We start from the raw sequence: 22,848 nt of genomic DNA on the forward strand, positions 1-22,848 counted from the left end.
AGGTTTCTCATAAAACGATTCCAAAATAAAAGACCATCCTGCTAAACGTTAGCAGAATGGTCACAATTTTTTACCAGATTAAAAGGCGAAGTGTCGCGACGATTGTTAAGGCAACGAAGATACCGAGTCCCATCATGACTTTAATCCATGTGTTCCCTTTGTTATTCATATGCATGAACATATATAACTGAAGGTAGACTTGGACGATTGCCATGATGACGAGGAATCCACCTGCAGCCCAGTGTGGCATAAGCTCTGCCATCACTGCGCCGAAAGCGATCAACGTCAAGAAAATCATCAGTCCAAAACTGATCAATTGTAGCTGCATTTCGCGGCTACGATCAGCTTTCATTTCTAATTCTAACTGGTTACGTGTAACTTGTGGTTCGTGTTTTTCCATCTTATTTCACCATCCCCATGAGGTAGACGACTGAGAAGATAAAGACCCAGACGACATCAATGAAGTGCCAGTAAAGACTTGAAACATAGTACTTCGGTGCATTGACGACTGTGATGCCGCGTTTCCAGTTACGGATGAGCAATGTCGAAATCCAGAGAAGACCGAACAAGACGTGCGCTCCATGGAACCCGACGAGTGTGTAGAACGCCGAACCGAATGCGCTTGACGTAAACGTATGACCGATGTGGTAATAGTGATTAAACTCATAAATCTCACCAGCGAGGAATGCTAGACCGAGAGCGAGCGTAATAATGAGCCACATCTTCATTTTCGCAACGTCATTCCGTTTCATCGCCATCATCCCAAGAACACTTGTCAATGAACTCGTCAGAAGAAGCATCGTCATGATGAAGACGAGTTCCATCTCAAAGATGTCGTAACTCCGTAATCCTTCTTTTGCGCCTGAGTTGTGCAATCCGATGTATGTTCCGAAGAGAGAGGCGAACAATGTCGTCTCTCCTCCAAGGAAGAACCAGAAAGCTACATATTTATTCTTACCCTCAAGTGTTGCTTTTTCAACATGATCTGGAATACCAGTCACTGGGTTATTTGGTACTGAATGATGACCCATCTTACTTCGCCTCCTTTTCAGCTTCAAGGCGTAGATCTTCTTCGATGACCGATTTCGGGATGTAGTATCCTTCATCGTCAATCCAAGAACGTAGGAACATCGCGAAGAGTGTCGTTGCAAGACCAATCAAGGCGATGACAAGACCGACAGTTCCGTAGTCAAGACGAAGAATGAATCCAAGACCTGCAAGGAACAAGCCGACTGACATGACGAATGGCAAAATCGTGTTATTCGGCATGTGGATATCGCCGACTTCTTCCGATACGGAAACTGTTTTATTTCCAGCCATTTTTTCGAGCCAGTACGTGTCGAGTCCTTTGACGAGTGGTGTTTGTGCAAAGTTGTACTCTGGAGTCGGAACAGGAAGCGTCCACTCAAGGGTACGACCGTCACCCCAAACATCGCGTTTCACATATTCTTTCGACATCAATGCCGCTGCAATTGAAACAACAAGAACGATTGTTGATACACCCATGAAGCCTGCACCAATCGATGATAGTAAGTTCATTGTTTCCCAGCCTTGGTTTGGTAAGTACGTGAAGACACGACGTGGCATACCTGTAAGACCAAGGATGTGTTGCGGGAAAAACGTCAAGTGGAAGCCGATGAAGAACAACCAGAATTGAATCTTGCCCCAGAATTCGTTGAGCTGTTTTCCGAACATCAATGGGAACCAATAGTAAAGACCCGCAAAGAGACCGAAGACGACCCCACCAACGATAACGTAGTGGAAGTGGGCAACAACGAAGTAGCTGTCGTGATACTGATAATCGGCAGGAGCAACTGAAAGCATGACCCCTGTCATACCACCCACAAGGAATGATGGGATGAATGCGACCGAATAAAGCATCGCAACCGGGAACGTCAATTTACCGCCCCAAAGTGTGAACAGCCAGTTGAAGATCTTCACACCGGTCGGTACAGCGATCGCCATCGTCGCAACAGCGAAGATTGCGTTTGCGACTGGTCCGAGACCCACTGTAAACATGTGGTGAACCCAAACCATGAATCCGAGGAAACCGATCAACATTGTCGCAAAGACCATCGTCGTGTAACCGAAGAGACGTTTACGTGCGAATGTAGGAATGATTTCAGAGAAAATACCAAATGCCGGTAAAATCAAGATATATACTTCCGGGTGCCCGAAGATCCAGAAGAGGTGTTCCCAAATGACGATGTTACCACCGGCTGCCGGGTCGAAGAAGTGAGCTCCGAAAAGACGTTCAAACGTCAAGAGGAACAAACCGACCGTGAGCGGAGGGAATGCGAAGACGATCAAAGCTGATGCAACGAACGCCGTCCATGTGAACAAAGGCATCCGCATCAGTTTCATACCTGGTGCGCGCATGTTCAAGATCGTAACGAGGAAGTTAATCCCCCCCATAAGTGTACCGAAACCAGAAATCTGTAACCCGAGTGCATAAAAATCAACACCAAGTGATTCCGGGACTGTCGATAGTGGTGCGTAAGCTGTCCATCCTGCGTTCGGTGCTGCGCCGAAGAACCATGATAAGTTCAAGAGCACGCCACCGAAGAAGAACAACCAAAAACCAAGTGCGTTCAAAAACGGGAACGCAACGTCACGTGCTCCGATTTGAAGCGGCACAGCAGCGTTCATATAACCGATCAACATCGGCATCGCTGCCAGGAAGATCATCGTCGTACCGTGCATCGTGATCAACTGGTTAAATAACTCACCGCTGACGAAATCGTTCATCGGTTTAATCAATTGAAAACGAATCATTAAGGCTTCTACGCCACCGACCAGAAGGAAGAACAATCCGGACATGATGTAGAGAATCCCAATTTTTTTATGGTCGACTGTCGTTAGCCAGTCCATGATGCCGCTTTTTTTCTTCGGCATACCCATAGTATGTGTCCCCACTATGATTCCCCCTTAATTTTATTGGAGCTTTTTGTCCAATAGGTAGTCTGCAAGTTCACTCAATTCTTCATCGCTAATCTGATCTTCAGAGAAACCAGGCATTTTTGTCCCTTGTTTTTCTTTTTGCGGATCGCGAATCCAGTTCTCGAGGTTTTCTTTGTCGTGATCGAGGTATCCTGCGATACGTTGACGGTCACCAAAGTTCGTTAAGCTTGGCGCGACTTTCCCGCCACCGTGACAGCTGAGGCAGTTTTGAGCGTAAACTTGTTCGCCCGTCGTCCAATTTTTTTCATTTTTAGCATCGAGTTGTTTTGTTTCTGCTTCTTTTGCAGTTTTCATGTCTTTTAACCATGCATCATAATCATCTTGCTCGAGTGCGATGACTTTAAAGTCCATCAATGCGTGAGAAGGTCCGCAAAGCTCCGCACACTTACCGTAGTATGTGCCCGCTTCTTGTGCTTGTAACCACATCTCGTTATCGAGCCCTGGGTTTGTATCTGTTTTACCAGAAAGTGCCGGCACCCAGAATGAGTGAATGACGTCTTTAGAAGTCAAGTTGACAGCAACACGTTTTCCGACCGGGATGACAAGTTCTTGTCCTGTCGAAACACCTTTGTCTGGATATTCGAACTCCCACCAGTACAAGTTTGCCGTAACGTTGATTTGTTCGTTTTTCTTCGCTTCTTTTGCATCGGCTAATTCAACCGTCGTTTTGATTGTCGGTACAGCGAGAACAACCAAGAGAAGGATTGGAATAACTGTCCAAATGATTTCAAGCGTATGATTTCCTTCGACTTGTTTCGGAACTGTGTTATCTCCCGATTTACGACGGAATTTCATAAGTACGTAAACATAGATGACCGCTACAATCGCAAGGACGAACAACATCACCCATAAGCTGAGCTTGATGATCTCAAGTTGCATTTCTGCGCCTTCCCCGCGAGGCTGAAGCGCGGACAATTCCGGAATTCCACAACCTGATAACAATAATGCCATCAAACCGATCGGAAGAAGCCGGAAGAGCATTTTTCCTGATTTTTTCACAACCATCCCCACTTTCTTTTCCCCAATTTTTTTCTTGTAATGGTGTACGTGAATATGTCAAATCGTTTTAGAGAGAAACGAGTACGACCGTCACGATCCAAGCTGTGAAGTAAAAGAGCGAGAAGAAGAACATTTTCGATGCCCATTTAATTTCAGCTTGTTTTTCTTTGATTTTGAGACCTTTCAGTCCCATGTAAAGCCAGTAACCACTTAACGCCGCCATGACAATCGTGTAGACGATACCATAGTGTGCCAAGAGTAGTGATGATGGGACTAAGACTGCAATCCACCACACAATTTGTCGTTTCGTGATGGCAAAACCATTAACGACCGGTAACATTGGAATACCTGCAGCACGGTATTCTTCTGTCCGTCTCATTGCGAGTGCAAGGAAGTGAGGCGGCTGCCAGACGAACATGATGAGGAATAAAATCCAGGCATCGATATGAAGTGCTGGAGTGACTGCCGCAAATCCAATGATCGGTGGCACTGCTCCTGAAATACCTCCTACGACCGTATTGATCGTATGCGTTCGTTTGAGCCACATCGTATAGATGACGACGTAGACGAATGATCCAATCAATCCGAACACTGCCGCGACATGGTTAACGATCAAGAGAAGCACCGTTCCCGTCGCAAGTATTCCAAGTCCTAATGCCAATATGCGCTGTCCATCCATCTTGCCGGTCACACTCGGTCTCCCCATCGTCCGTTCCATCTTGTAATCGATGTCTCGGTCAATGTAGTTGTTGAGGTAACAACTTCCGGCAATGACCAGGCCACTTCCAAGAAGTGTCCACAATAATGTCAACTTCGTCTGCCACAGGTATAACAAGACATCATCGGTTAAATACGATGCTGCCACGACATATCCTGCGAAGACGGTGATGAGATTCGCGCGAACGATTCCCATCTTTGCTAGGGTGACATAGTCCTTGAACGTCGGTTGATCCGTTTGCTCGATCATGATGTCAAGCGTCTCCCCATTTACTTTCGCCATGTTGTTTCCTCCTTCTAACCGCCTGTATCCTCTCTGCACGCATGAGACACGTATTTTCTTCACAGAAATAACACAGACACGCCACGAAACGTCCTTTTCTCTATAAAAGATACCACATATTCAGGGTCGTGACGCATGAAAATACTTTCGACATAATGAACAAAATGTGAAATCTATGTGATTAACCTCACAGTTCACCATATTTACCTAATATTAGAATAGCGTTCTTCTAAAAGATTGCAAGCGTTTCGATATTTTTTATGCGATACTATTGCTATGCGCATGACTGTATATTGTATATTTTAGAAAGGTGGTGTCCGTGTCTTGAATCGAAAGCTTTCGATTTTTTCGGCATTCGTCACATTCACGATGATGATCGTATTGTTGATGGGGGGCACAGTCACAAAGACTGATTCAGGGAACGGCTGTGGAACAGACTGGCCACTCTGTCACGGAGAGCTCATTCCGACTAACCCTAGTGTAGAAACGATGATTGAATACAGCCACCGCGCCGTAACCGGTGTCGTCGGACTATTAATCATCGCATTATGTTTATGGACACTCGTCGCTTTCAAAGAGCGTCTCGATACGAAGATTTTTGCCTTTCTTGCTTTTATCTTCATGTTGATTCAATCCATCGTTGGAGCAGGCGCTGTTGTTTGGCAACAGTCTGACCTCGTCATGGCGCTCCATTTCGGGATTTCGCTTATCTCCTTCGCTTCTTTGCTCATTTTGACGCTATTAATCATGGAACGTCCAGGACGAGAATTCAGGGAAACGGTCCCAGCATTCTTACGTAAACTCCTGTACGGCCTGCTGATTTACACGCTGATCGTCGTCTATACGGGCGCATATGTCCGTCACGTCGGCGCAACGTATGCCTGTGTCGGTTGGCCCGTCTGTTCGCAACCAACGATGACATACGAGTCATGGGTCCAGATGATTCATCGCATTATGGCTGGCTTATTATTCTTCTATACGTTATATGTGCACTTCGTCGCGATTCGCTTAAAGCATCGGACGACACAAAAAGGGATGGCGTTTGCTACGTTCTTCATCAGTTGCCAAGTTGCGACAGGTGCCTGGATCGTTTTAGGCGGACATGCGACTTACGTTCCACTTTTACACGCGTTCTTGATTACATGTTACTTTGGTGTACTGTCTTACATGACGTATCACGCGTTCCGGACAAGGCAAGATCGTTAAGCATATTAGACAAGTCAAAAAAAGATGGAGCATCATTTCACTGTGATGCTCCATCTTTTTTATGTCGGTACCGCGTTCGTAGTTTATTACTTTTTAAAGCGAGCAATCGCCCGTTTACGTGCCATATCATGCTCAACGATTGGTTTTGGGTAATCATAGTCTTCACGTTGCTGGTCTGTTGGTTCATGAATGAATTTATTCGGCAAGTCCTTAATCTCTGGTACATATCGACGAATGAAGTCACCAGACGCATCAAATTTTTTCGATTGGGTCGTCGGATTGAAGACACGGAAGTATGGTACGGCGTCCGTTCCGACAGATGCTGCCCACTGCCATCCCCCGATGTTTGAAGCCGCTTCATAGTCGACTAACTTCTTCTGAAAATATTGTTCACCCTTTTGCCAATCGACTAACAAATCTTTTGTTAAAAAGGAGGCTACAATCATCCGGAGCCGGTTATGCATCCAGCCCGTTGTGTTCAGCTGACGCATCGCCGCATCAACGATGGGATAACCTGTCTCACCTTTTTTCCACGCGTCAAACCCCGTCTCGTCGTCTTCCCATTGAATGTCATTATACTGCTCGTTTACCGGTAGACGTTTTGACTCTGGATGGTGCATCAAAATTGTATAGTAAAATTCACGCCAAATTAATTCCGTCAAATAGGTTTGTTTTCCTTTTGAAGCAGCTGCTTGCTCAACCTGCGTATAAATGGTCCGAATGCTGATTTCTCCCGTCCGCAGGTAACGTGACATCCGACTCGTTCCGTCGATTGACGGGATATCCCGATTTTCTTCGTACTGTTCGAGTCCGCTCGAGATGAACTGATGTAAACGGTCCTGCGCATTTTCTTCACCCACCTGAAAATCAACCTCGGATTGAGCCTGTTTAAAGTACTCCTCAATGAACGAGTTGTCATTTTGGTGTTTTTTATACTGGGCTTGCAGACGATCGAGATTCACTTGGACTGGTTCTGGAAGATCTTTTTTTAAGAACGCATTTTTATATGGTGTGAACACTTTATAATAGCCACCATCATTTTTCTTGACTGCATGCGGATGCAACAAATGACGATCAAGTACACGATCCGTCTGTTGACGCTGACGTTTTTTAATAATCGCATCATCGCGCGTTTTAAACGGTTCGACGTATTCGGCGTTAAAAATTAAATGGTCTGCCATAGCTGTTTCCTCTAAGAACTTCGCTTCGTCCCCTTCAATAAAACGAATCGGCAAGCCCTTTGTTTTACAGTTATCCGAAAAGTGCTCCAGCGCTTGAAAGAAATACTGTTGTCTCGCTTCGTAAGAACCGATATAGTCCGGGTTAAGCCAAAAAACAAATTCCACGGTCGCTTGATCGTCCTGCTCGAGGTATTCTACCGCTTTCGCCAACATTTGATTATCCTGAAGTCGAAAGTCACTTCTAATCCAACAGATGATATTCATTCCTAGCTCCTCCTCCGATAATACTGCTTAAAAAGAAAAACAGGCTAGCCGCCATGCGTCTGCCTGTTTTTCATCGATTCTATTTTAAAGTTATCGAATCACCACGCTACGAATCAGATGAATTCAATTAATAAATCTTGGCTTGCGATTGCTTCGCCTTCGTTGACATGGACGGCTTTAATTTCTCCGTCTTCCGGTGCTTGAATCGTCGTTTCCATTTTCATCGCCTCCGTGACGAGCAATTGCTCCCCTTTACGGACACGTGCTCCTGGTTCGACAAGAACTTTCAGGACACTTCCCGGCATCGATGCACCAATCTGTTTCGGGTTCGACCGGTCCGCCTTCGGACGACTGGACGAACTTTCCTTGACGCTAATGTCCTTGACTTCAACTTCACGCGGAACACCATTCATTTCGTAGTAAACGATTCGCACACCGTGATCATTCGGCTGTCCGACTTGAATCAACTTGAGGTACAACGTTTTACCACGTTCGATTTCGACTTCGATCGTTTCACCGAGTCGCATGCCGTGGAAGAATGTACTCGTATCAAGGACCGAGACGTCTCCATAACGTGCGACATATGAACTATAATCCATGAATACTTTCGGATAAAGCGCGTACGCAAGCGCATCAAATTCAGTAATCGGTCGTTCGAGCTTTTCAAACAATTCGTGTTTGATGGCATCAAAGTTAAGCGGCTCCATCATTTTCCCTGGACGTTCTGTTAATGGTGCGACACCTTTGAGGATCGCATCTTGCACTTGTTTCGGGAACCCATCCGGAGGTGTGCCAAGCTCACCTTTCATCAGTTCGACGACTGAATCCGGGAAATCGAGCCCACTCGCACGATGTAAGACGTCTTCTTCTGTCAAGTGATGTTGGACCATGAACAAGGCCATATCTCCTACTACTTTAGACGACGGTGTTACTTTGACGATGTCACCAAACAACATGTTGACGCGGGCGTACATACTCTTGACTTCCGACCAACGATCTCCGAGTCCTACTGCTTTTGCCTGTTGTTGAAGATTCGAATATTGACCGCCCGGCATTTCATGGTCGTAAACGGTTGGATTCGGTGCTAACATATCGAGTTCGAACGCTTTATACAAGTGACGAACATCTTGCCAATAATCTGAAATTTGTTCGAATTTCTGTGCTGAAACAAGTGGCTGACGCGGGTGTCCACTCAGCGCATGGATTAAACTTCCTCCTGCTGGTTGACTCGTTAAGCCGGCCATACTCGAAGCAGCGACATCGACGACGTCAACACCGGCATCGACTGCACGGGCATACGTGTAGATTCCGTTCCCACTCGCATCATGTGTATGGAGGTGGATCGGTAAATCGACTGCATCTTTTAAAGCAGAGACTAACGCATACGCTGCTTCCGGCTTTAACAGACCCGCCATATCTTTGATTGCGATGATGTGCGCGCCACTTGCTTCCAATTGTTTCGCTAACTTGACGTAATACGGTAAGTGATACTTCGGACGATTCGCATCGAACAGATCGCCTGTATAACAGACGGCTGCTTCTGCAATCTTCCCTGTCGGTAAGACCGCGTCAATTGCTAATTGGATTGATTCCGGATTGTTCAAGCTATCAAAGATTCGGAAGACATCAACGCCTGCTTGGGCCGCTTCCTTGACGAAAGCATGAATGACGTTGTCCGGATAGTTTTTATAACCGACTGCATTCGCACCACGTAATAGCATTTGAATCAAGACGTTTGGCATTTGTTCACGTAATTTCATTAAACGAGTCCAAGGATCTTCTGACAAGAAACGATATGCTACATCGAACGTCGCGCCACCCCACGCCTCGACCGAGAACAATTCCGGCAAGAGTTTTGCTTCTGCTTCTGCAATCGCTACTAAATCTTTCGTCCGCATCCGCGTCGCAAGTAACGACTGGTGTGCATCCCGGAACGTCGTGTCTGTCAACAAGACCTGTTCTTGTGCTTTCAACCAATTCGCAACACCAACCGGCCCTTCTGCATCAAGTAACGCTTTCGTGCCCGCTTGATACGTCGTTGGTAAATCTTTCGGAATCCGAACGTCACGTGCTAACGGTTTGTCGATTTTTCCGATACCAGGGAATCCATTGACAGAAACTTCGCCGATATACGTTAATAACTTTGTTCCACGGTCTTGCCGTTTCGGGAAGATGAATAATTCTTGCGTATCATCGATGAAGGACGTGTTGTAGTCACCACTGATGAATGCATGGTGTTTCAAGACGTTGCTTAGGAACGGAATGTTTGTTTTGATTCCACGGATCCGGAACTCACTTAAGTTTCGGCTCATCTTCGCGACAGCTTGATCGTACGTCAGGCCGTGCGTTGAGATTTTAACGAGCAGTGAATCATAGTATGGTGAGATTTCTGCACCGACGTAAGCATTCCCTCCGTCAAGACGGACTCCGAAACCGCCGGGTGAGCGGTAAGCTTTAATTTTTCCCGTATCGGGTAAAAAGCCGTTTTCTGGATCTTCCGATGTAATCCGGCTTTGAATCGCGAAACCAAGCATCTGAATCTCTTCTTGCACCGGAATTCCAACGAGCTCACTATGAAGCGACTCACCTTCTGCCACCCGGATTTGCGTTTGTACGATGTCGACGCCTGTAATCATCTCCGTGATTGTGTGCTCGACCTGGACACGCGGGTTAACTTCGATAAAGTAGAACGATTCATCTTGCGTCACTAGGAACTCGACTGTTCCTGCATTCTCGTACCCGACGTGTTTCATTAGCGTTACTGCCGCGTCACAAATTTTCTTCCGTCCTGCATCGGAAAGCGTGACACATGGTGCCACTTCGACAACCTTTTGATGTCGACGCTGAACAGAGCAATCACGTTCGAACAAGTGAATGATATTACCATGGGCATCGCCAATGATTTGGACTTCGATATGTTTCGGTCGTTCAATTAATTTCTCAATGTATATTTCGTCTGATCCGAAAGCCTTTAATGCTTCTGATTTCGCACGCTCAATCATTTCCGGCAGCTCTTCCTCTGTCCGGACAACGCGCATACCGCGTCCCCCTCCACCAAGAGAAGCTTTAACCATCAATGGATAACCTGTTTTTTCAGCAAAAGCATAGGCTTCTTCCATCGTTGAAATCGGACCGTCCGTTCCCGGAATGACTGGTAAGCCGGCTTCGATTGCTGTCGTACGCGCTCGTACCTTGTCACCGAATTTATAAAGATGTTCTTCTTGTGGACCGATGAAGATGATGCCTTCTTCACGGCAACGTTTTGCGAGTTCAATGTTTTCAGACAGAAAACCATACCCTGGGTGAATCGCGTCACACTCTGCTTTTTTAGCAGTTGCGATGATACCTTCAATGTCTAGGTACGCTTCGATTGGTTTCTTCCCCTCACCAATCCGATATGCTTCGTCTGCTTTATAACGGTGAAGCGATCCCATGTCTTCTCTCGAATAAATCGCAACTGTCCGAATGCCTAATTCGGTTGCTGCCCGAAATACTCGGATTGCGATTTCACCACGGTTTGCTACAAGAATCTTTTTAATTTTTGTCAACTGATGCTCCCCCTTTTGTTAATGAACTCGTTGCGCTCATCGTCCGTGCATCTTGCACTTCTTTATGATACGCTATTCGATGTTTATTTTGCATGGAAATATTCGCCAGCACACCGAGCATCGTACTCATGACGAGTAACGAAGACCCCCCGTAACTGATGAATGGTAACGTGACCCCGGTTCCCGGGAACAAGCCTGACATGGCACCGATATTGATCGTTGTCTGGATGAATATGATGGAAGAAATACCAATCGCCATCATGCTTGAATACAGCGAAACACATTTTTGGGCGATTCTCGCACCTTGAAACATTAAGAAAAACAGTAATCCAAGGACGACAAGTACGCCGACAAATCCAAGTTCTTCCGAAATGATTGACATGATGTAATCGGTCTCTGGTTCAGGTAGATACCCATATTTCTGAAAACTGTTCCCTAACCCGACGCCGAACACGCCTCCATGGGCAATTGAAATGACCGAATTGATCAATTGATAGCCTTTTCCCTCCGCATCGAGGAACGGGTTAAAGATGACATGAATTCGTTTCAGCTGATTCTCTGAAAAATTATTATACGCATAGAAACCAACTAACGGTACTGCGATGAACCCTAATGTGATGTAACCACTCGGTAATCCGACAGCAAACCAAATCATTGCCGTAATCAACAACAAGATGAACAATCCCCCATCATCGGGTTGCATCCGGATGATGATTGCATAAGGTGCCAGCAAGACGAGCATCGGAATTAAAATCCAATCAGACAAACTAAGTAACATCCGCTTGCCCGCGGAAGAGGGAGAGATTTGACGGTGGATGAAGTGATGAACGATTCCGATTACGCCATTCAACGTCCCTTTTTGTTTTTGATCAAAGTAATTCGCTAACCCGACGACTAAGACGAATTTACAGAGCTCGATCGGTTGAATCAAAAAAACACCAAAGTTCAACCACGCTCGTGCCCCGTTCAACGGTTCAGAAAACAACGTCGCCATCAACATCACCCATGTGATGAGATACAAGACTAAACGAAAAATCGGACCTCGAAGCACTTCATGATTGAGATGCGCAACAAATAAAAATGCCACGATTGCCAAGCCGTCAAACATCAGTTGTTTCTCGAAAAACGAAGTGTTCGCATAATCACCACCGTTCCAAACACTAGCGCTATAAACCATCACCGTACTGATTGCCATCAGAATCAACATCGTAAAGAACAAGCGAAAGTCAAAAAATGCTCGTCTTTCTTTAAACTTCGATTGCATATGTACACGTCCCTTTTCTAGTTCTAAAAAAAAATACCCAAACGCCGCATTTCACGTTTGAGTAGAAAATCAGCACGTCTCCGCATCATGTAAGTCAGATAGTTGCTGTTCAAGTGATTCGAGTAATTGTTTCCCTTCACTCGCATCAATCAGTTCAAGACGAACGGCAAAATCAATTTGGCGTGACAATCCGAACATTTGTGTATCCAATACTTCCTCATAAAGAGGACATTGTGGCATCGTTAAATTCGCAAGCTGGACCTCGATCAACCGGCGGATTTTATGGGCATCCGCTTCTAGTAGCTCAAGAGCGCGCTGGCGATGAACTGTCCCGATTTCAGTTGACAATCCAATCCCTCCTCATCAAATGACGCGTTCCTGTTATAGATAAACTTTACCTTACTTTCGCTAACAATTCAACGTTTCGGTATAATGGATTTGTAGCATTCACACATTTAGGGGGAATAGAGATGATTTTTCCAATCACAGGTAAGGTACGGTACACATTAACGATTGATCCAACCGTCTGGATCTTTGACGATCGTAAGATTGCGGTCGAACAAATCGGACAAGAGACAGAGCATAATGCCGCTGAAGCATACTATGCGAAAATGGGGGCTGCTTGGGACAAGGGGATTACGGAAGGGAGTCGGACCGATCACAATAAACCGATGACGCGCGAAGAAAAAGATGACGCACTCCGCGGGACGTTCGCGATGCCACTCCTTCCATTCATCACAAATGCCGAAGTACTAAACGATGCCTCACAATTACGTTTTGAAGGAATCGATACCGTCGAACTCCCACTCGAGGTACTGCCTCAACTCTACTTACAATTTTCAAAAGACGGGAAAGTCTTAACCGATGGTCCCGTTCATTTACTTTATCAAGATCAAGTCGTCCGTTCGGTCAATCGGATCACTGTCATCTAATAGCAAACTGCCCTCTTTTCCTTCTAACGTTAACGACTGAAGGAAAAGAGGGCAGTTTTATTTTTTAAAGCAAGTCGGCCGCAAGACGCGCGAGGTTCGACCGTTCCCCTTTGACGAGTTTGACGTGCCCTGTCATTTGTTCACCTTTTAACCGTTCAACTGCATAGGATAGACCATTTGAATATTCATCGAGATACGGATGGTCAATTTGTTGCGGATCCCCGACGAGAACAATTTTCGAGTTTTCCCCGACACGAGTCAAAATCGTTTTCACTTCATGTTTCGTTAAGTTTTGTGCTTCATCGATGATGATGAACTGTCCCGGCATACTCCGCCCGCGGATATAAGTTAATGCCTCAAGCTGAATCGATTTCATGCCCGCTAGGATATTTCCAAGTTCATCACCCGAACCCGTATTGAACAAATGCTCCAAATTATCATAAATCGGTTGCATCCATGGTCGAAGCTTCTCTTCCATCTCACCCGGTAAATAGCCGATGTCATTTCCCATCGGAACGACAGGACGCGCGACGACTAGTTTTTTATAACGATGTTCATCTTCGACTTGCAACAACCCGGCCGCAAGTGCGAGCAATGTTTTCCCCGTTCCTGCCTTGCCGACGAGTGTAACGAGCGGAACATCATCCCGAAGTAACAATTCGAACGCCATGCGCTGTTGAACGTTACGGGGGACGACACCCCATACTTGATTGATATCAAGCGAAAGTGCCCGGATGATAGGCAATTCCTGATCGACGACAGCGAAAGCTGAAGCTTTCGATACATTGCTTTTTAAAATGACGAATTGATTCGGATAAACTTTTTCATTCAAGATATCCACTGAGAGTCGTTTGTCTTCGTAAAAGGCATCGATGTATTCCTGGTCGACGACTGCTTCAATGAAACCCGTATATAACCCTGTCAAATCCGCAATATGATCCGTCAAGTAATCTTCTGCGACAAGTCCGTACGCATCTGCCTTTACACGAACGAGAATATCTTTTGAGACGAGAATGACGTCACGTCCACTCTGTAGTTCCTGCTGTTCCCGATGAATCGACCACGCCAACTCGAGAATCTTATTGTCATTCGATTCATGTGTGAACGGTGAGACGTCACTGATCGTGTCACCGATGTCGACACGGAGGATGCCGCCATTTCCGAGCGGTACTCCTGCATGAAGATGACCCGCTTCCCTTAATTGATCCAAAATCCGCGCGGTCTCTCGAGCATTTCGCCCGACTTCATCCATGTTTCGTTTTTTTCCGTCCAGCTCTTCTAAGACGATTGCCGGTATGACGACATCATGTTCTTGGAATTGAAATAAAGATAATGGATCGTGGAGCATGACATTAGTATCGAGCACGTATATTTTTTTCATTCCATCGTTCGCCCCTTTAGAGTCGAGTTTTGATGAATGTTACGCTTTTAGAATCGCATGCATTTGTTGATCTAGACGTAACGCTGCCGTTTCGTCATACGTTTTCTCGATACGAGGACGATTGGATACAGCGGCTCCGTAAAATAAAATATCGCGTACTTCTTCTACCATTCCTTCGTAAAATGCAAGCTTTAATGGCACTTCGGCTGCCGGATCCCAGCGCTTCACCTCCGTACACGTCAAGCTATAGGCAGATTGATCGGCAAAGAAAATCAATGTGAAAACAGGATGCTCTGCCAACGTCTTGACGATATGCGAATCGGCTTCAATCGCAAATCGGACCGTTTGTTCATCTTTTGCATAAACCCAACTGATTGCATGGGTGATGGGCCAACTTTTCGATTGATCGTGCGTGATTAAAAAAACGAGTGGTAAATCGGATAACGCTTCGAGTTGCTTTAGATTCAGACGATGTTCCATTTTATTTGCCATGGTGTCACCCCCCTATTTATCTTACTGACTTAGTTTCGAGTCATGTCATTCAATTCCCTTTTTTACATCTGAATAATCTTTTAATATGGTATACTAGTAAAAAAAGAGGAGGACCTCGAAATGCGTGTAAAATGTACTATCTGCGATAAACGCGAAACGATCGACGACTGGTCCTTCGCAGCAAAACGCTTACGTAACAAACCGGTTCGCATCTATTTGTGCGATGAATGCAATGAGCGTATCGAGCAACGGACGATTGCGCGCGAAGCAACTGGGAACTTTAACTTATATCCGACGTGGGCGTCTACTAAAAAAAGATGGTGACGGCTTACTTTCTATGCTGAAGTAACTTTGAGCTCCTGTGACATCCGGATGATGTCGAAGGAGCTTTTCATATCTTTACGGGTCGAAGCGGACAAAAACATCATCATTCTTCTCAGGATTTCCACGGCCGTCCGTATTGTTCGTAAGGAAATATAGTGCAGTTCCATCTGTCATGACGTCACGAATGCGTCCACGATCCGTTACGACTTGTTCGACTTGCTTCGTGCTCTCTTCAATCGAGCGAAGGCTCTGCCCGACCAACGTACCGAAATACAACTTCCCATCAAGTTCCGTCACCCCGCTTGGTGCAACGGAGCGATTTCCTACTTCATACCACGGTGTGACTAATCCTTGTTGTTTTTCCATCCCTTCAATCAACGGCCATCCATAATTTTTCTGTTCAATTTTATTGATTTCATCATGTCCGCTTTGACCATGTTCGGTCGCAAAAAGCTGATTTCCGACAAAAACAAGACCTTGTGGATTACGATGACCATAACTATAGACGTAACCCTCCAGATTCCCTTCAACCGGCTCTCCCGTTAAGTCCATCCGTAAAATTTTTCCGGCCAAAGAGGATAGCTTCTGTGCATTCTCGGGAACTGCAGCATCTCCTGCTGTGACGTACAGGTAACCATCCGGCCCAATCTCGATTCGACCGCCATTATGAATCGAGGACCCAGGAATGCCATCCAGTAAAATGCTTTTCTCCGTCCAGTCCCCATCCTTCCGTTCGATTGAAATGACACGATTCCGTAGCTCACCTGCTTGTTCATACGTATGGTATACATAAGCGAGCTGATTCTCTTCAAAGTCGGGATCAAGGGCCATTCCAAGTAGTCCACCTTCCCCTTCCGCCACGACTTCTTCCGTCAGACGTGGGGCTGTTCGCGAATAATCCCCTTGCGTTCCTTCGACGATTTTTCCATCTCGTTCTGTAATATAAAATGTATCCCCTGACATCTCGACATTCCAAGGTGCCTGCAGGGACTCGAAAATGATGTCGGCTCCCTCTTCAGTCTCTTGTTTAGCATCTGTTTGACTCGACTCCTCCGTCTTTGAATCAGTCGCGCAACCGACTAATAACATCGTAAGACTCAGCGGGGCGAGCCAGCTCCATTTATTCATTTTCATCACTCCTTAAAGGTTTTTCCCCTGACTTTCTCGTTTCTATTCCTTTATTTACCGATTGAACGATAAAACAAAAAGTCCGCCTTCACAAGGAAGACGGACTTTTAAACGAATCAAATGAATTTAAGATGCAGTCTGTTCTCGATCGCGTTTGACACGCCACATCCGGAAACGATAAATCCCGAGGATGGCGACCATCGCAAGCAATACTTCAGGAATCGGCCACGTCCAAAAGACGAGTGTTAAAGCCGCTGAAAAGACAGCTAATAAAAGATAGACGATCAGCGATTTCCACCAAGCTAATTCCTTTGCAAAACCTAGCTTAAACACGACGAGCGTCAAAATGACGACCGTAATCATCAATGCATTGAAACCCGCACTTAAGTTATTCGGATCACTCCCGACGCCAAGAAACCTGGCGACGGCAGGAATATCGAATTTCGAGAAATCAGAAGCAACGGCAGGTTGTGCAGACATTGCCAGTCCCCCTTACATTGTTAAGAACTCAGTCTTTTCCAAGACGACGACGTTTGTCTTGTTTTTCACGTTCGTTCTTGTTCAACACTTGTTTACGAAGACGAACTGATTCCGGTGTAATTTCACAGTACTCATCTTCATTCAAGAATGTTAATGATTCTTCAAGTGAGAAGACACGTGGACGTTTAAGAACGTTTGTCGTATCTTTCGCAGATGCACGCATGTTCGTCAATTGTTTCGCTTTAACAACGTTAACAGCGAGATCGACGTCACGGTTACATTCCCCGATAATCATTCCTTCATATACTTCAAGGCCTGGCTCGATGAAGATCGTTCCACGGTCTTCAAGAGCAGAGATTGCGTAAGCAGTCGCTTTTCCTGTTTCAATCGAAACCATAACACCACTACGACGACCACCGATGTCTGCGTTGATGAACGGACGGTACTCTTCGAATGTGTGGTTCATGATGCCGTATCCGCGTGTTGCAGATAAGAATTCGTTACGGTAACCAATCAAACCGCGTGAAGGAACGATGAATTCCATTTTCGTTTGACCGTTATCCATTGTTTGCATGTTCGTCAATTCACCTTTACGGAGACCGATCGATTCCATGACTCCACCAGTATACTCTTCAGGAGTATCGATGACGACGCGCTCAAAAGGCTCGACTTTAACGCCATCTTCAACTTTGATGATTACCTGTGGTTTCGAAACTTGAATTTCGTAACCTTCACGACGCATGTTTTCGATCAAGATACCAAGGTGAAGCTCACCACGACCTGAAACAATCCAGCGGTCAGGAGAATCTGTGTTTTCGATACGAAGCGAAACATCTGTTTCAAGTTCTTTTTCAAGACGCTCTTCGATTTTACGTGAAGTAACGAGATCCCCTTCACGACCAGCGAATGGCGAGTTGTTGACGATGAACGTCATTTGAAGTGTTGGCTCATCAATCCGAAGCAATGGAAGTGGATCGACGTGTGACGTTGGACACACTGTTTCACCGACGTTGATATCTTCCATACCTGCGATTGCGATCAAGTCTCCAGCTTTCGCCGCTTCGATCTCAACGCGTTTAAGGCCGAAGTATCCGAATAATTTCGTTACACGGAAGTTTTTGATTGATCCATCAAGTTTAGAAAGCGAAACGCTATCGCCGACTTTGATTTCTCCACGGAAAACACGACCAACTCCGATACGACCAAGGTAGTTGTCATAATCAAGCATCGTAACTTGGAACTGAAGTGGATCCATGCTGTTATCGACAGGTGCTGGTGTGTGCTCAAGAATCAAATCAAGAACGTTCGTAATTGTATCTTCTTGTTTATCAAGTTCAGGTTCAAATGAACTTGAGCCGTTGACTGCCGATGCATAAACGACTGGGAATTCGAGTTGATCTTCGTCTGCGCCAAGATCGATTAAAAGATCGACGACTTCATCGACGACTTCGAGTGGACGAACCATCGGCTTATCGATTTTGTTGACGACGACGATTGGTTGTAATCCTTGCTCGAGTGCTTTTTTCAATACGAAACGTGTTTGTGGCATACAGCCTTCACGTGCATCGACGACGAGGATAACGCCATCTACCATACGCATGATACGTTCAACTTCTCCACCGAAATCGGCGTGACCTGGTGTATCAACGATGTTGATGCGGGTATTTTTATAATCGATTGCTGTGTTTTTCGCGAGGATTGTGATTCCGCGTTCACGCTCGATATCATTTGAGTCCATTGCGCGTTCTTCAACTAGTTCATTCGCACGGAATGTCCCAGATTGTTTTAAAAGCTCATCGACGAGTGTCGTTTTACCATGGTCAACGTGGGCGATGATCGCGACGTTGCGTAAATCAGTTCTTACTAAAGTTGTCATAAGTGTGTACCTCTTTCTATTCATTTAAATAATCCAACATTACTTTCGGTCAACTTTAAGAGTATAGCACAGGTTGAGTGGCAGTTGGCAATGACTATGATTCAAGCTTATAGCGAAAGCCTTTTCATTGACCCCGTTTCACGCTAAACTAAATACGTACTCACGTAAAACGAGGGGGAAATGATATGCGGTTCGTCTTTTTATTGTTGGCAGTATTAGCAGTAGGTTCGATGGCAGCGATCGGGATTTTCATCGCTGAACAAAACATGCTGATGGTCTTCATCTCGCTACTTCTAGTATTTGTTTCGATGGGCGTCGGTTTTGTTTTGAAAGCCCGCCTTCGGAGACAGTCTTAAACGTCCTTTATGGGCGTTTCAGCGTGTAGACAAACTTATGAAGCATGAGCATGCGATATCGAGAAGCAATCCGTTCGCGCTTCCCTGTCTCGTCTCGTCTTCAAAGCGGCAATCTTCCGCGCCGCTACAGCAAAGCTGCAGGGTCACGACCGATTGCTTTTCGCTTTAAAAGCGATTCAAGACGGATTGCGCTCTAAACCGTCTGCAGGTCTGGATTTCCTTCACGGCATTACCTAAAAAAGCGTCGCGTTTGGTGACTCATACGGGAAAAAGTTCGTGTTTAACGCACTTTCAGAGGCAGGCAAGACCCTGTTCGTAGTCCGTGAAGATCAAGGAGTAACGGCTTGCGCCTCGCCCGAGGAAAGCAACGAAAAAAGACGCTGTATCTCCCGATAGCACTTTGTCTACAGTCTAAAACGTCCTTTATCAAAATCAGGCGAGAATATGCCCACTTCTAAACGATCAGGGTGAAGCCCTAGTGAAAGTGGGAGATGAATCGCCACCCTCTCTTTCAGGTATATCCGTTGTAAGGAGGTGAACATCATGTTGACTCACAAGGCCTACAAATTCAGAATCTATCCGACAAAAGAGTAGGAAATCCTGATCGCGAAGACGATCGGTTGTTCGCGCTTCGTCTTCAACCACTTCTTAGCGAAGTGGGATGAGACGTATAAAGCGACAGGGAAAGGACTGTCCTTCGGGTCTTGTTCGAAAGAACTCCCGTCGTTGAAGCAGGCGTTCGACTGGCTGAAGGAAGTCGATAGCACGTCTATGCAGACGAGCGTCAAACATCTTGCTGATGCCTTTGACCGCTTCTTCAAGAAACAGAACGAATGGCCTCGCTTCAAGTCGAAGAGCAATCCCGTTCAATCGTACAAGACGAACATTCAAGGTAAGTCTCAACTTCCTGATGTCTCGATCGTCGGCAACAAGTTAAAACTCCCGAAGTTGAAATGGGTGCGTTTCGCTAACTCGAGGCAGGTCGTCGGACGCATCTTGAACGCGACCATCCGGCGTAACGCTTCAGGAAAATACTTCGTCTCCCTGCTCGTCGAGCAGGAGAGCAACGAAATGCCGAAGACGGGCTCATCCGTCGGCGTCGATGTCGGATTGAAGCACTTCGCCGTCCTGTCGGACGGCACGGTATACAAGGTATACAAGAACGACCGTTACTTCCGTTCGCTTGAGCAAAAGCTGGCGCGCGAGCAACGCAAGCTTTCTCGTCGTCAACGGTTGGCCTTGGACAAGAAAGTAACACTTTCCGAGGCGAAGAACTACCAGAAGCAGAAGCGAAAGGTCGCCCGCATCCACGAGAAGATCGCCAACAAGCGAACCGATTTCCTGCACAAGGTGTCGACCGAGATCGTCAAAAACCACGACGTCATCGGCATCGAGACCTTGCAAGTGAAGAACATGCAGAAGAATCGCAAGTTGAGCAAGTCCATCTCTGAGGTCAGTTGGTCGGAGTTCTTCCGCATGCTCGGATACAAGGCGGCATGGTACGGAAAGACCGTCGTGAAAGTCGGCAAGACCTTCGCCTCTAGTCAACTGTGTTCCAGTTGCGGACATCAACACAAAGACGTGAAACATCTTGGCTTGCGTGAATGGACATGCCCGAGTTGCGGCATCCACCACGACCGTGATGTGAACGCAGGACTGAACCTCAAACAAGAAGCTGAACGCCTCTTAGCTTCTTCAACCGTCGGGACGACGGGGTTAGCCTGATCAGGTTTCGACCGTCAGGTCGGATCACTCAGGAATCCTCCACCTCTAAGCGAAGCGTAGGTGGAGGTAGTTCAAGGGCGTTTTATTTGTTTACATACGTCAATACGTCTGCGACAAATGTCCGACTCCCTGCAAGAACACTCGTTTGTTCTTGGAAAGTCATCGCGTCGCCTTCAATTGTCCCGACGCGCCCTCCAAGCTCCTCAATCAACAGTTGTCCAGCTGCGTAATCCCATGGCATGTTTCGCATCGTAATGTAGCCGTCAACACGCCCCGCGGCGACCCAAGCGAGTTCAAGCGAGGCGGCACCGACTGCCCGAACCCCAACAGCGTCTTTTACGAGTGGCGCTAGCAATGCTGCATCAATTCTTCGATTGGCAGTCACCCACGTCGCATTCATACAGATGATCGCATCATTAACCGGCTTCTCTTCAATTGGCGCTAATCGAATTCCATTTTCGAATGCGCCCTGTCCTTTAATGCAATGAAACATCTCATCCGCCATGACGTCATACACAAATCCATACTGAAGTTCGCCCTCTACCATGATGGCAATCGAAATCGCAAATAAGCGTTTTTGGCGAATGAAATTCATCGTGCCGTCAATCGGATCGACGAACCAAATCGTGCCACCCAATGTTTCAGGTCGCGCCGCACGCCCTTCTTCTCCATATATATGATGATCTGGATACTGATTCAGGATACCTTCAATTAATAAATCTTCGACATTTTTGTCAATCTCCGTCACTAAGTCACTTTTATTCGTTTTTTCTTCGATATGATACGCATGGTCTATCATCTGACGGATATATTTACCCGCTCGTTTCATTAAATCGATAGCATGTAACTCTATGCCTTGCATGCGCCTCACTCCTTTTATATGATTCCTGTCTTTTCCATAGTAACAAAAAAAGAAAACCAGCGAAAATTTTCGCTGGTTGATTGATTTAATTTATTTGATTTTTAGTTTATCGTTTACTGAATCATGCCTCTAATAACACCATTTCTTGGCGGTATTTTTCGAGACGCTCTTTACTGGCACCAACCGCTTCTGCATCACTTTCTACGATTGCATCGTGCAATGTTGCGAGCTCATAATCAATTTCGAGACGCAATACCGGAATGCGTTTTTCTGCATCTTTTCTCTTGTATGCTTCTATTACTTGTTTCACAGTAACCACACTCCTTCGCGAGATAAATGAACGTTTTAATTATCAGACAATTGCGACTAATTAGTGGATTGAATCTATAATAGTACGATTCAACTTAGATGTAAAGCATCTATTTTTAAAAATTACAGTTTAACGATATCGTCTTGTATGTAATATATAACCCATTTTTCTTTATTCTAAACAACTAATCGGTTTCCCTTTCAGGATATATGTAGGATGCACACTAAAAAAAGACAAGGAATTCCGAATGGAATCCTCGCCTTTCTCTCTTAATCATTCTTCATTTTTTCATTCGTAAAATCGGTTCGTCTTGTTTGATTGCTTGTTGGACCGCACGGTAACTGGAGCAACCTGTTTCTTCGAAATAGAATTGATCGAGTTGTTTTTCTTCCGACTTCGCATTCACGATTTTCTTGAAGGCTTTATATGTCCGCATAAATTCTTCACGTGACACACCTTTTTCGTAAGCTTCTTCAACGATGTTAAAAAAATCAATGACGGTGACGATTTCCTTCGTCGACCAGTCTGGGTTGATGGGATAATTAAGAGCCATCCTGAC

Annotated in this window: 22 protein-coding genes and 1 pseudogene; 6 read left to right on the forward strand and 17 right to left on the reverse strand. The window is 45.8% G+C overall.

The window, feature by feature from the left end:
• Nucleotides 1-70: 70 nt before the first annotated feature.
• The 5 genes from KNP96_RS01395 to cyoE all read right to left on the reverse strand — a co-directional run bounded on the left by KNP96_RS01395 (nt 71) and on the right by cyoE (nt 4,960).
• A complete protein-coding gene (locus KNP96_RS01395; protein ID WP_088837450.1) occupies nt 71-400 on the reverse strand; it encodes a cytochrome C oxidase subunit IV family protein in 330 nt (109 codons plus the stop codon).
• 1 nt (nt 401) lies between these two features.
• Nucleotides 402-1,031: a cytochrome (ubi)quinol oxidase subunit III gene (locus KNP96_RS01400; RefSeq protein ID WP_088837451.1), complete on the reverse strand. Its 630-nt coding sequence runs from the start codon at nt 1,029-1,031 to the stop codon at nt 402-404.
• A gap of 1 nt (nt 1,032) precedes the next feature.
• The gene (gene ctaD / locus KNP96_RS01405; RefSeq protein WP_201302332.1) at nt 1,033-2,901 is read right to left on the reverse strand and encodes a cytochrome c oxidase subunit I; all 1,869 of its coding nucleotides are present in this window, start codon (nt 2,899-2,901) and stop codon (nt 1,033-1,035) included.
• A gap of 33 nt (nt 2,902-2,934) precedes the next feature.
• Entirely contained in the window at nt 2,935-3,966 is a 1,032-nt protein-coding gene (gene coxB, locus KNP96_RS01410) for a cytochrome c oxidase subunit II (RefSeq protein WP_088837453.1), read from the reverse strand.
• A 61-nt stretch (nt 3,967-4,027) separates the two neighbouring features.
• Nucleotides 4,028-4,960 (reverse strand): heme o synthase, encoded by a 933-nt coding sequence (gene cyoE / locus KNP96_RS01415; RefSeq protein ID WP_088837454.1) that lies wholly within the window; start codon nt 4,958-4,960, stop codon nt 4,028-4,030.
• Between the two features lie 324 nt (nt 4,961-5,284).
• Here cyoE and KNP96_RS01420 point away from each other — a divergent pair, with 324 nt between their 5' ends.
• A complete protein-coding gene (locus tag KNP96_RS01420) occupies nt 5,285-6,166 on the forward strand; it encodes a COX15/CtaA family protein (protein ID WP_029330938.1) in 882 nt (293 codons plus the stop codon).
• Nucleotides 6,167-6,252: 86 nt separating this feature from the next.
• On the opposite strand, the gene KNP96_RS01425 is transcribed toward KNP96_RS01420, so the two are convergent.
• The 4 genes from KNP96_RS01425 to KNP96_RS01440 form a co-directional block, all read right to left on the reverse strand.
• Entirely contained in the window at nt 6,253-7,611 is a 1,359-nt protein-coding gene (locus KNP96_RS01425) for a cryptochrome/photolyase family protein (protein ID WP_088837455.1), read from the reverse strand.
• Nucleotides 7,612-7,724: 113 nt separating this feature from the next.
• Nucleotides 7,725-11,159: a pyruvate carboxylase gene (locus KNP96_RS01430; protein ID WP_214765242.1), complete on the reverse strand. Its 3,435-nt coding sequence runs from the start codon at nt 11,157-11,159 to the stop codon at nt 7,725-7,727.
• Nucleotides 11,146-12,423, reverse strand: a complete 1,278-nt coding sequence (locus KNP96_RS01435; RefSeq protein WP_214768642.1) for an FtsW/RodA/SpoVE family cell cycle protein — start codon at nt 12,421-12,423, stop codon at nt 11,146-11,148. Before KNP96_RS01435 ends, KNP96_RS01430 begins: the two co-directional genes overlap by 14 nt.
• Before the next feature lie 69 nt (nt 12,424-12,492).
• A complete protein-coding gene (locus KNP96_RS01440) occupies nt 12,493-12,771 on the reverse strand; it encodes an Fpa/YlaN family protein (protein ID WP_029330942.1) in 279 nt (92 codons plus the stop codon).
• Nucleotides 12,772-12,893: 122 nt separating this feature from the next.
• Between KNP96_RS01440 and KNP96_RS01445 the strand changes: the two genes are divergently transcribed.
• Nucleotides 12,894-13,355 (forward strand): hypothetical protein, encoded by a 462-nt coding sequence (locus tag KNP96_RS01445; protein WP_214765245.1) that lies wholly within the window; start codon nt 12,894-12,896, stop codon nt 13,353-13,355.
• 64 nt (nt 13,356-13,419) lie between these two features.
• On the opposite strand, the gene KNP96_RS01450 is transcribed toward KNP96_RS01445, so the two are convergent.
• Complete coding sequence (locus KNP96_RS01450; RefSeq protein ID WP_088837459.1) at nt 13,420-14,736, reverse strand: PhoH family protein; 1,317 nt, start codon at nt 14,734-14,736, stop codon at nt 13,420-13,422.
• Nucleotides 14,737-14,775: 39 nt separating this feature from the next.
• Nucleotides 14,776-15,228 (reverse strand): PNPOx family protein, encoded by a 453-nt coding sequence (locus KNP96_RS01455; protein ID WP_088837460.1) that lies wholly within the window; start codon nt 15,226-15,228, stop codon nt 14,776-14,778.
• Nucleotides 15,229-15,348: 120 nt separating this feature from the next.
• Here KNP96_RS01455 and KNP96_RS01460 point away from each other — a divergent pair, with 120 nt between their 5' ends.
• Nucleotides 15,349-15,552 (forward strand): YlaI family protein, encoded by a 204-nt coding sequence (locus tag KNP96_RS01460; protein WP_214765247.1) that lies wholly within the window; start codon nt 15,349-15,351, stop codon nt 15,550-15,552.
• Between the two features lie 75 nt (nt 15,553-15,627).
• Here KNP96_RS01460 and KNP96_RS01465 read toward each other — a convergent pair whose 3' ends face one another.
• The 3 genes from KNP96_RS01465 to typA form a co-directional block, all read right to left on the reverse strand.
• The gene (locus KNP96_RS01465; RefSeq protein WP_214768643.1) at nt 15,628-16,680 is read right to left on the reverse strand and encodes a PQQ-dependent sugar dehydrogenase; all 1,053 of its coding nucleotides are present in this window, start codon (nt 16,678-16,680) and stop codon (nt 15,628-15,630) included.
• Nucleotides 16,681-16,806: 126 nt separating this feature from the next.
• Nucleotides 16,807-17,160 (reverse strand): YlaH-like family protein, encoded by a 354-nt coding sequence (locus KNP96_RS01470; protein WP_088837463.1) that lies wholly within the window; start codon nt 17,158-17,160, stop codon nt 16,807-16,809.
• Nucleotides 17,161-17,188: 28 nt separating this feature from the next.
• On the reverse strand, nt 17,189-19,036 hold the full coding sequence (typA, locus tag KNP96_RS01475) for a translational GTPase TypA (protein WP_029330949.1): 1,848 nt from the start codon (nt 19,034-19,036) through the stop codon (nt 17,189-17,191).
• A 185-nt stretch (nt 19,037-19,221) separates the two neighbouring features.
• Between typA and KNP96_RS01480 the strand changes: the two genes are divergently transcribed.
• From KNP96_RS01480 to tnpB, 3 genes and pseudogenes are all read left to right on the forward strand, one after another.
• On the forward strand, nt 19,222-19,392 hold the full coding sequence (locus tag KNP96_RS01480; protein WP_157898488.1) for a DUF5325 family protein: 171 nt from the start codon (nt 19,222-19,224) through the stop codon (nt 19,390-19,392).
• A 50-nt stretch (nt 19,393-19,442) separates the two neighbouring features.
• Nucleotides 19,443-19,589: a hypothetical protein gene (locus KNP96_RS01485; RefSeq protein WP_214765251.1), complete on the forward strand. Its 147-nt coding sequence runs from the start codon at nt 19,443-19,445 to the stop codon at nt 19,587-19,589.
• A 346-nt stretch (nt 19,590-19,935) separates the two neighbouring features.
• Nucleotides 19,936-21,117 (forward strand): annotated as a pseudogene (gene tnpB / locus KNP96_RS01490) (IS200/IS605 family element RNA-guided endonuclease TnpB).
• Between the two features lie 82 nt (nt 21,118-21,199).
• Here tnpB and KNP96_RS01495 read toward each other — a convergent pair.
• The 3 genes from KNP96_RS01495 to KNP96_RS01505 all read right to left on the reverse strand — a co-directional run bounded on the left by KNP96_RS01495 (nt 21,200) and on the right by KNP96_RS01505 (nt 22,842).
• A complete protein-coding gene (locus tag KNP96_RS01495) occupies nt 21,200-21,979 on the reverse strand; it encodes an inositol monophosphatase family protein (RefSeq protein WP_214765255.1) in 780 nt (259 codons plus the stop codon).
• Nucleotides 21,980-22,100: 121 nt separating this feature from the next.
• Nucleotides 22,101-22,289, reverse strand: coding sequence for a hypothetical protein (locus tag KNP96_RS01500; RefSeq protein WP_029330952.1), 189 nt, complete (start codon nt 22,287-22,289; stop codon nt 22,101-22,103).
• A 280-nt stretch (nt 22,290-22,569) separates the two neighbouring features.
• On the reverse strand, nt 22,570-22,842 hold the full coding sequence (locus KNP96_RS01505; protein ID WP_029330953.1) for a UPF0223 family protein: 273 nt from the start codon (nt 22,840-22,842) through the stop codon (nt 22,570-22,572).
• Nucleotides 22,843-22,848: the final 6 nt, after the last annotated feature.

This window comes from Exiguobacterium sp. s133 (assembly GCF_018618595.1).
Classification (GTDB): Bacteria; Bacillota; Bacilli; order Exiguobacteriales; family Exiguobacteriaceae; genus Exiguobacterium_A; species Exiguobacterium_A oxidotolerans.

Excerpts from the sequence above, each read along its gene's own strand:
- KNP96_RS01395 (WP_088837450.1), bottom strand. The coding sequence starts at position 400 with ATGGAAAAACACGAACCACAAGTTACACGTAACCAGTTAGAATTAGAA.
- KNP96_RS01445 (WP_214765245.1), top strand. The coding sequence starts at position 12,894 with ATGATTTTTCCAATCACAGGTAAGGTACGGTACACATTAACGATTGAT.
- KNP96_RS01480 (WP_157898488.1), top strand. The coding sequence starts at position 19,222 with ATGCGGTTCGTCTTTTTATTGTTGGCAGTATTAGCAGTAGGTTCGATG.
- coxB (WP_088837453.1), bottom strand. The coding sequence starts at position 3,966 with ATGGTTGTGAAAAAATCAGGAAAAATGCTCTTCCGGCTTCTTCCGATC.
- KNP96_RS01455 (WP_088837460.1), bottom strand. The coding sequence starts at position 15,228 with ATGGCAAATAAAATGGAACATCGTCTGAATCTAAAGCAACTCGAAGCG.
- KNP96_RS01465 (WP_214768643.1), bottom strand. The coding sequence starts at position 16,680 with ATGAATAAATGGAGCTGGCTCGCCCCGCTGAGTCTTACGATGTTATTA.
- ctaD (WP_201302332.1), bottom strand. The coding sequence starts at position 2,901 with ATGGGTATGCCGAAGAAAAAAAGCGGCATCATGGACTGGCTAACGACA.
- KNP96_RS01485 (WP_214765251.1), top strand. The coding sequence starts at position 19,443 with ATGCGATATCGAGAAGCAATCCGTTCGCGCTTCCCTGTCTCGTCTCGT.
- KNP96_RS01450 (WP_088837459.1), bottom strand. The coding sequence starts at position 14,736 with ATGAAAAAAATATACGTGCTCGATACTAATGTCATGCTCCACGATCCA.
- KNP96_RS01505 (WP_029330953.1), bottom strand. The coding sequence starts at position 22,842 with ATGGCTCTTAATTATCCCATCAACCCAGACTGGTCGACGAAGGAAATC.
- cyoE (WP_088837454.1), bottom strand. The coding sequence starts at position 4,960 with ATGGCGAAAGTAAATGGGGAGACGCTTGACATCATGATCGAGCAAACG.
- KNP96_RS01470 (WP_088837463.1), bottom strand. The coding sequence starts at position 17,160 with ATGTCTGCACAACCTGCCGTTGCTTCTGATTTCTCGAAATTCGATATT.
- typA (WP_029330949.1), bottom strand. The coding sequence starts at position 19,036 with ATGACAACTTTAGTAAGAACTGATTTACGCAACGTCGCGATCATCGCC.
- KNP96_RS01495 (WP_214765255.1), bottom strand. The coding sequence starts at position 21,979 with ATGCAAGGCATAGAGTTACATGCTATCGATTTAATGAAACGAGCGGGT.
- KNP96_RS01400 (WP_088837451.1), bottom strand. The coding sequence starts at position 1,031 with ATGGGTCATCATTCAGTACCAAATAACCCAGTGACTGGTATTCCAGAT.
- KNP96_RS01435 (WP_214768642.1), bottom strand. The coding sequence starts at position 12,423 with ATGCAATCGAAGTTTAAAGAAAGACGAGCATTTTTTGACTTTCGCTTG.
- KNP96_RS01460 (WP_214765247.1), top strand. The coding sequence starts at position 15,349 with ATGCGTGTAAAATGTACTATCTGCGATAAACGCGAAACGATCGACGAC.
- KNP96_RS01425 (WP_088837455.1), bottom strand. The coding sequence starts at position 7,611 with ATGAATATCATCTGTTGGATTAGAAGTGACTTTCGACTTCAGGATAAT.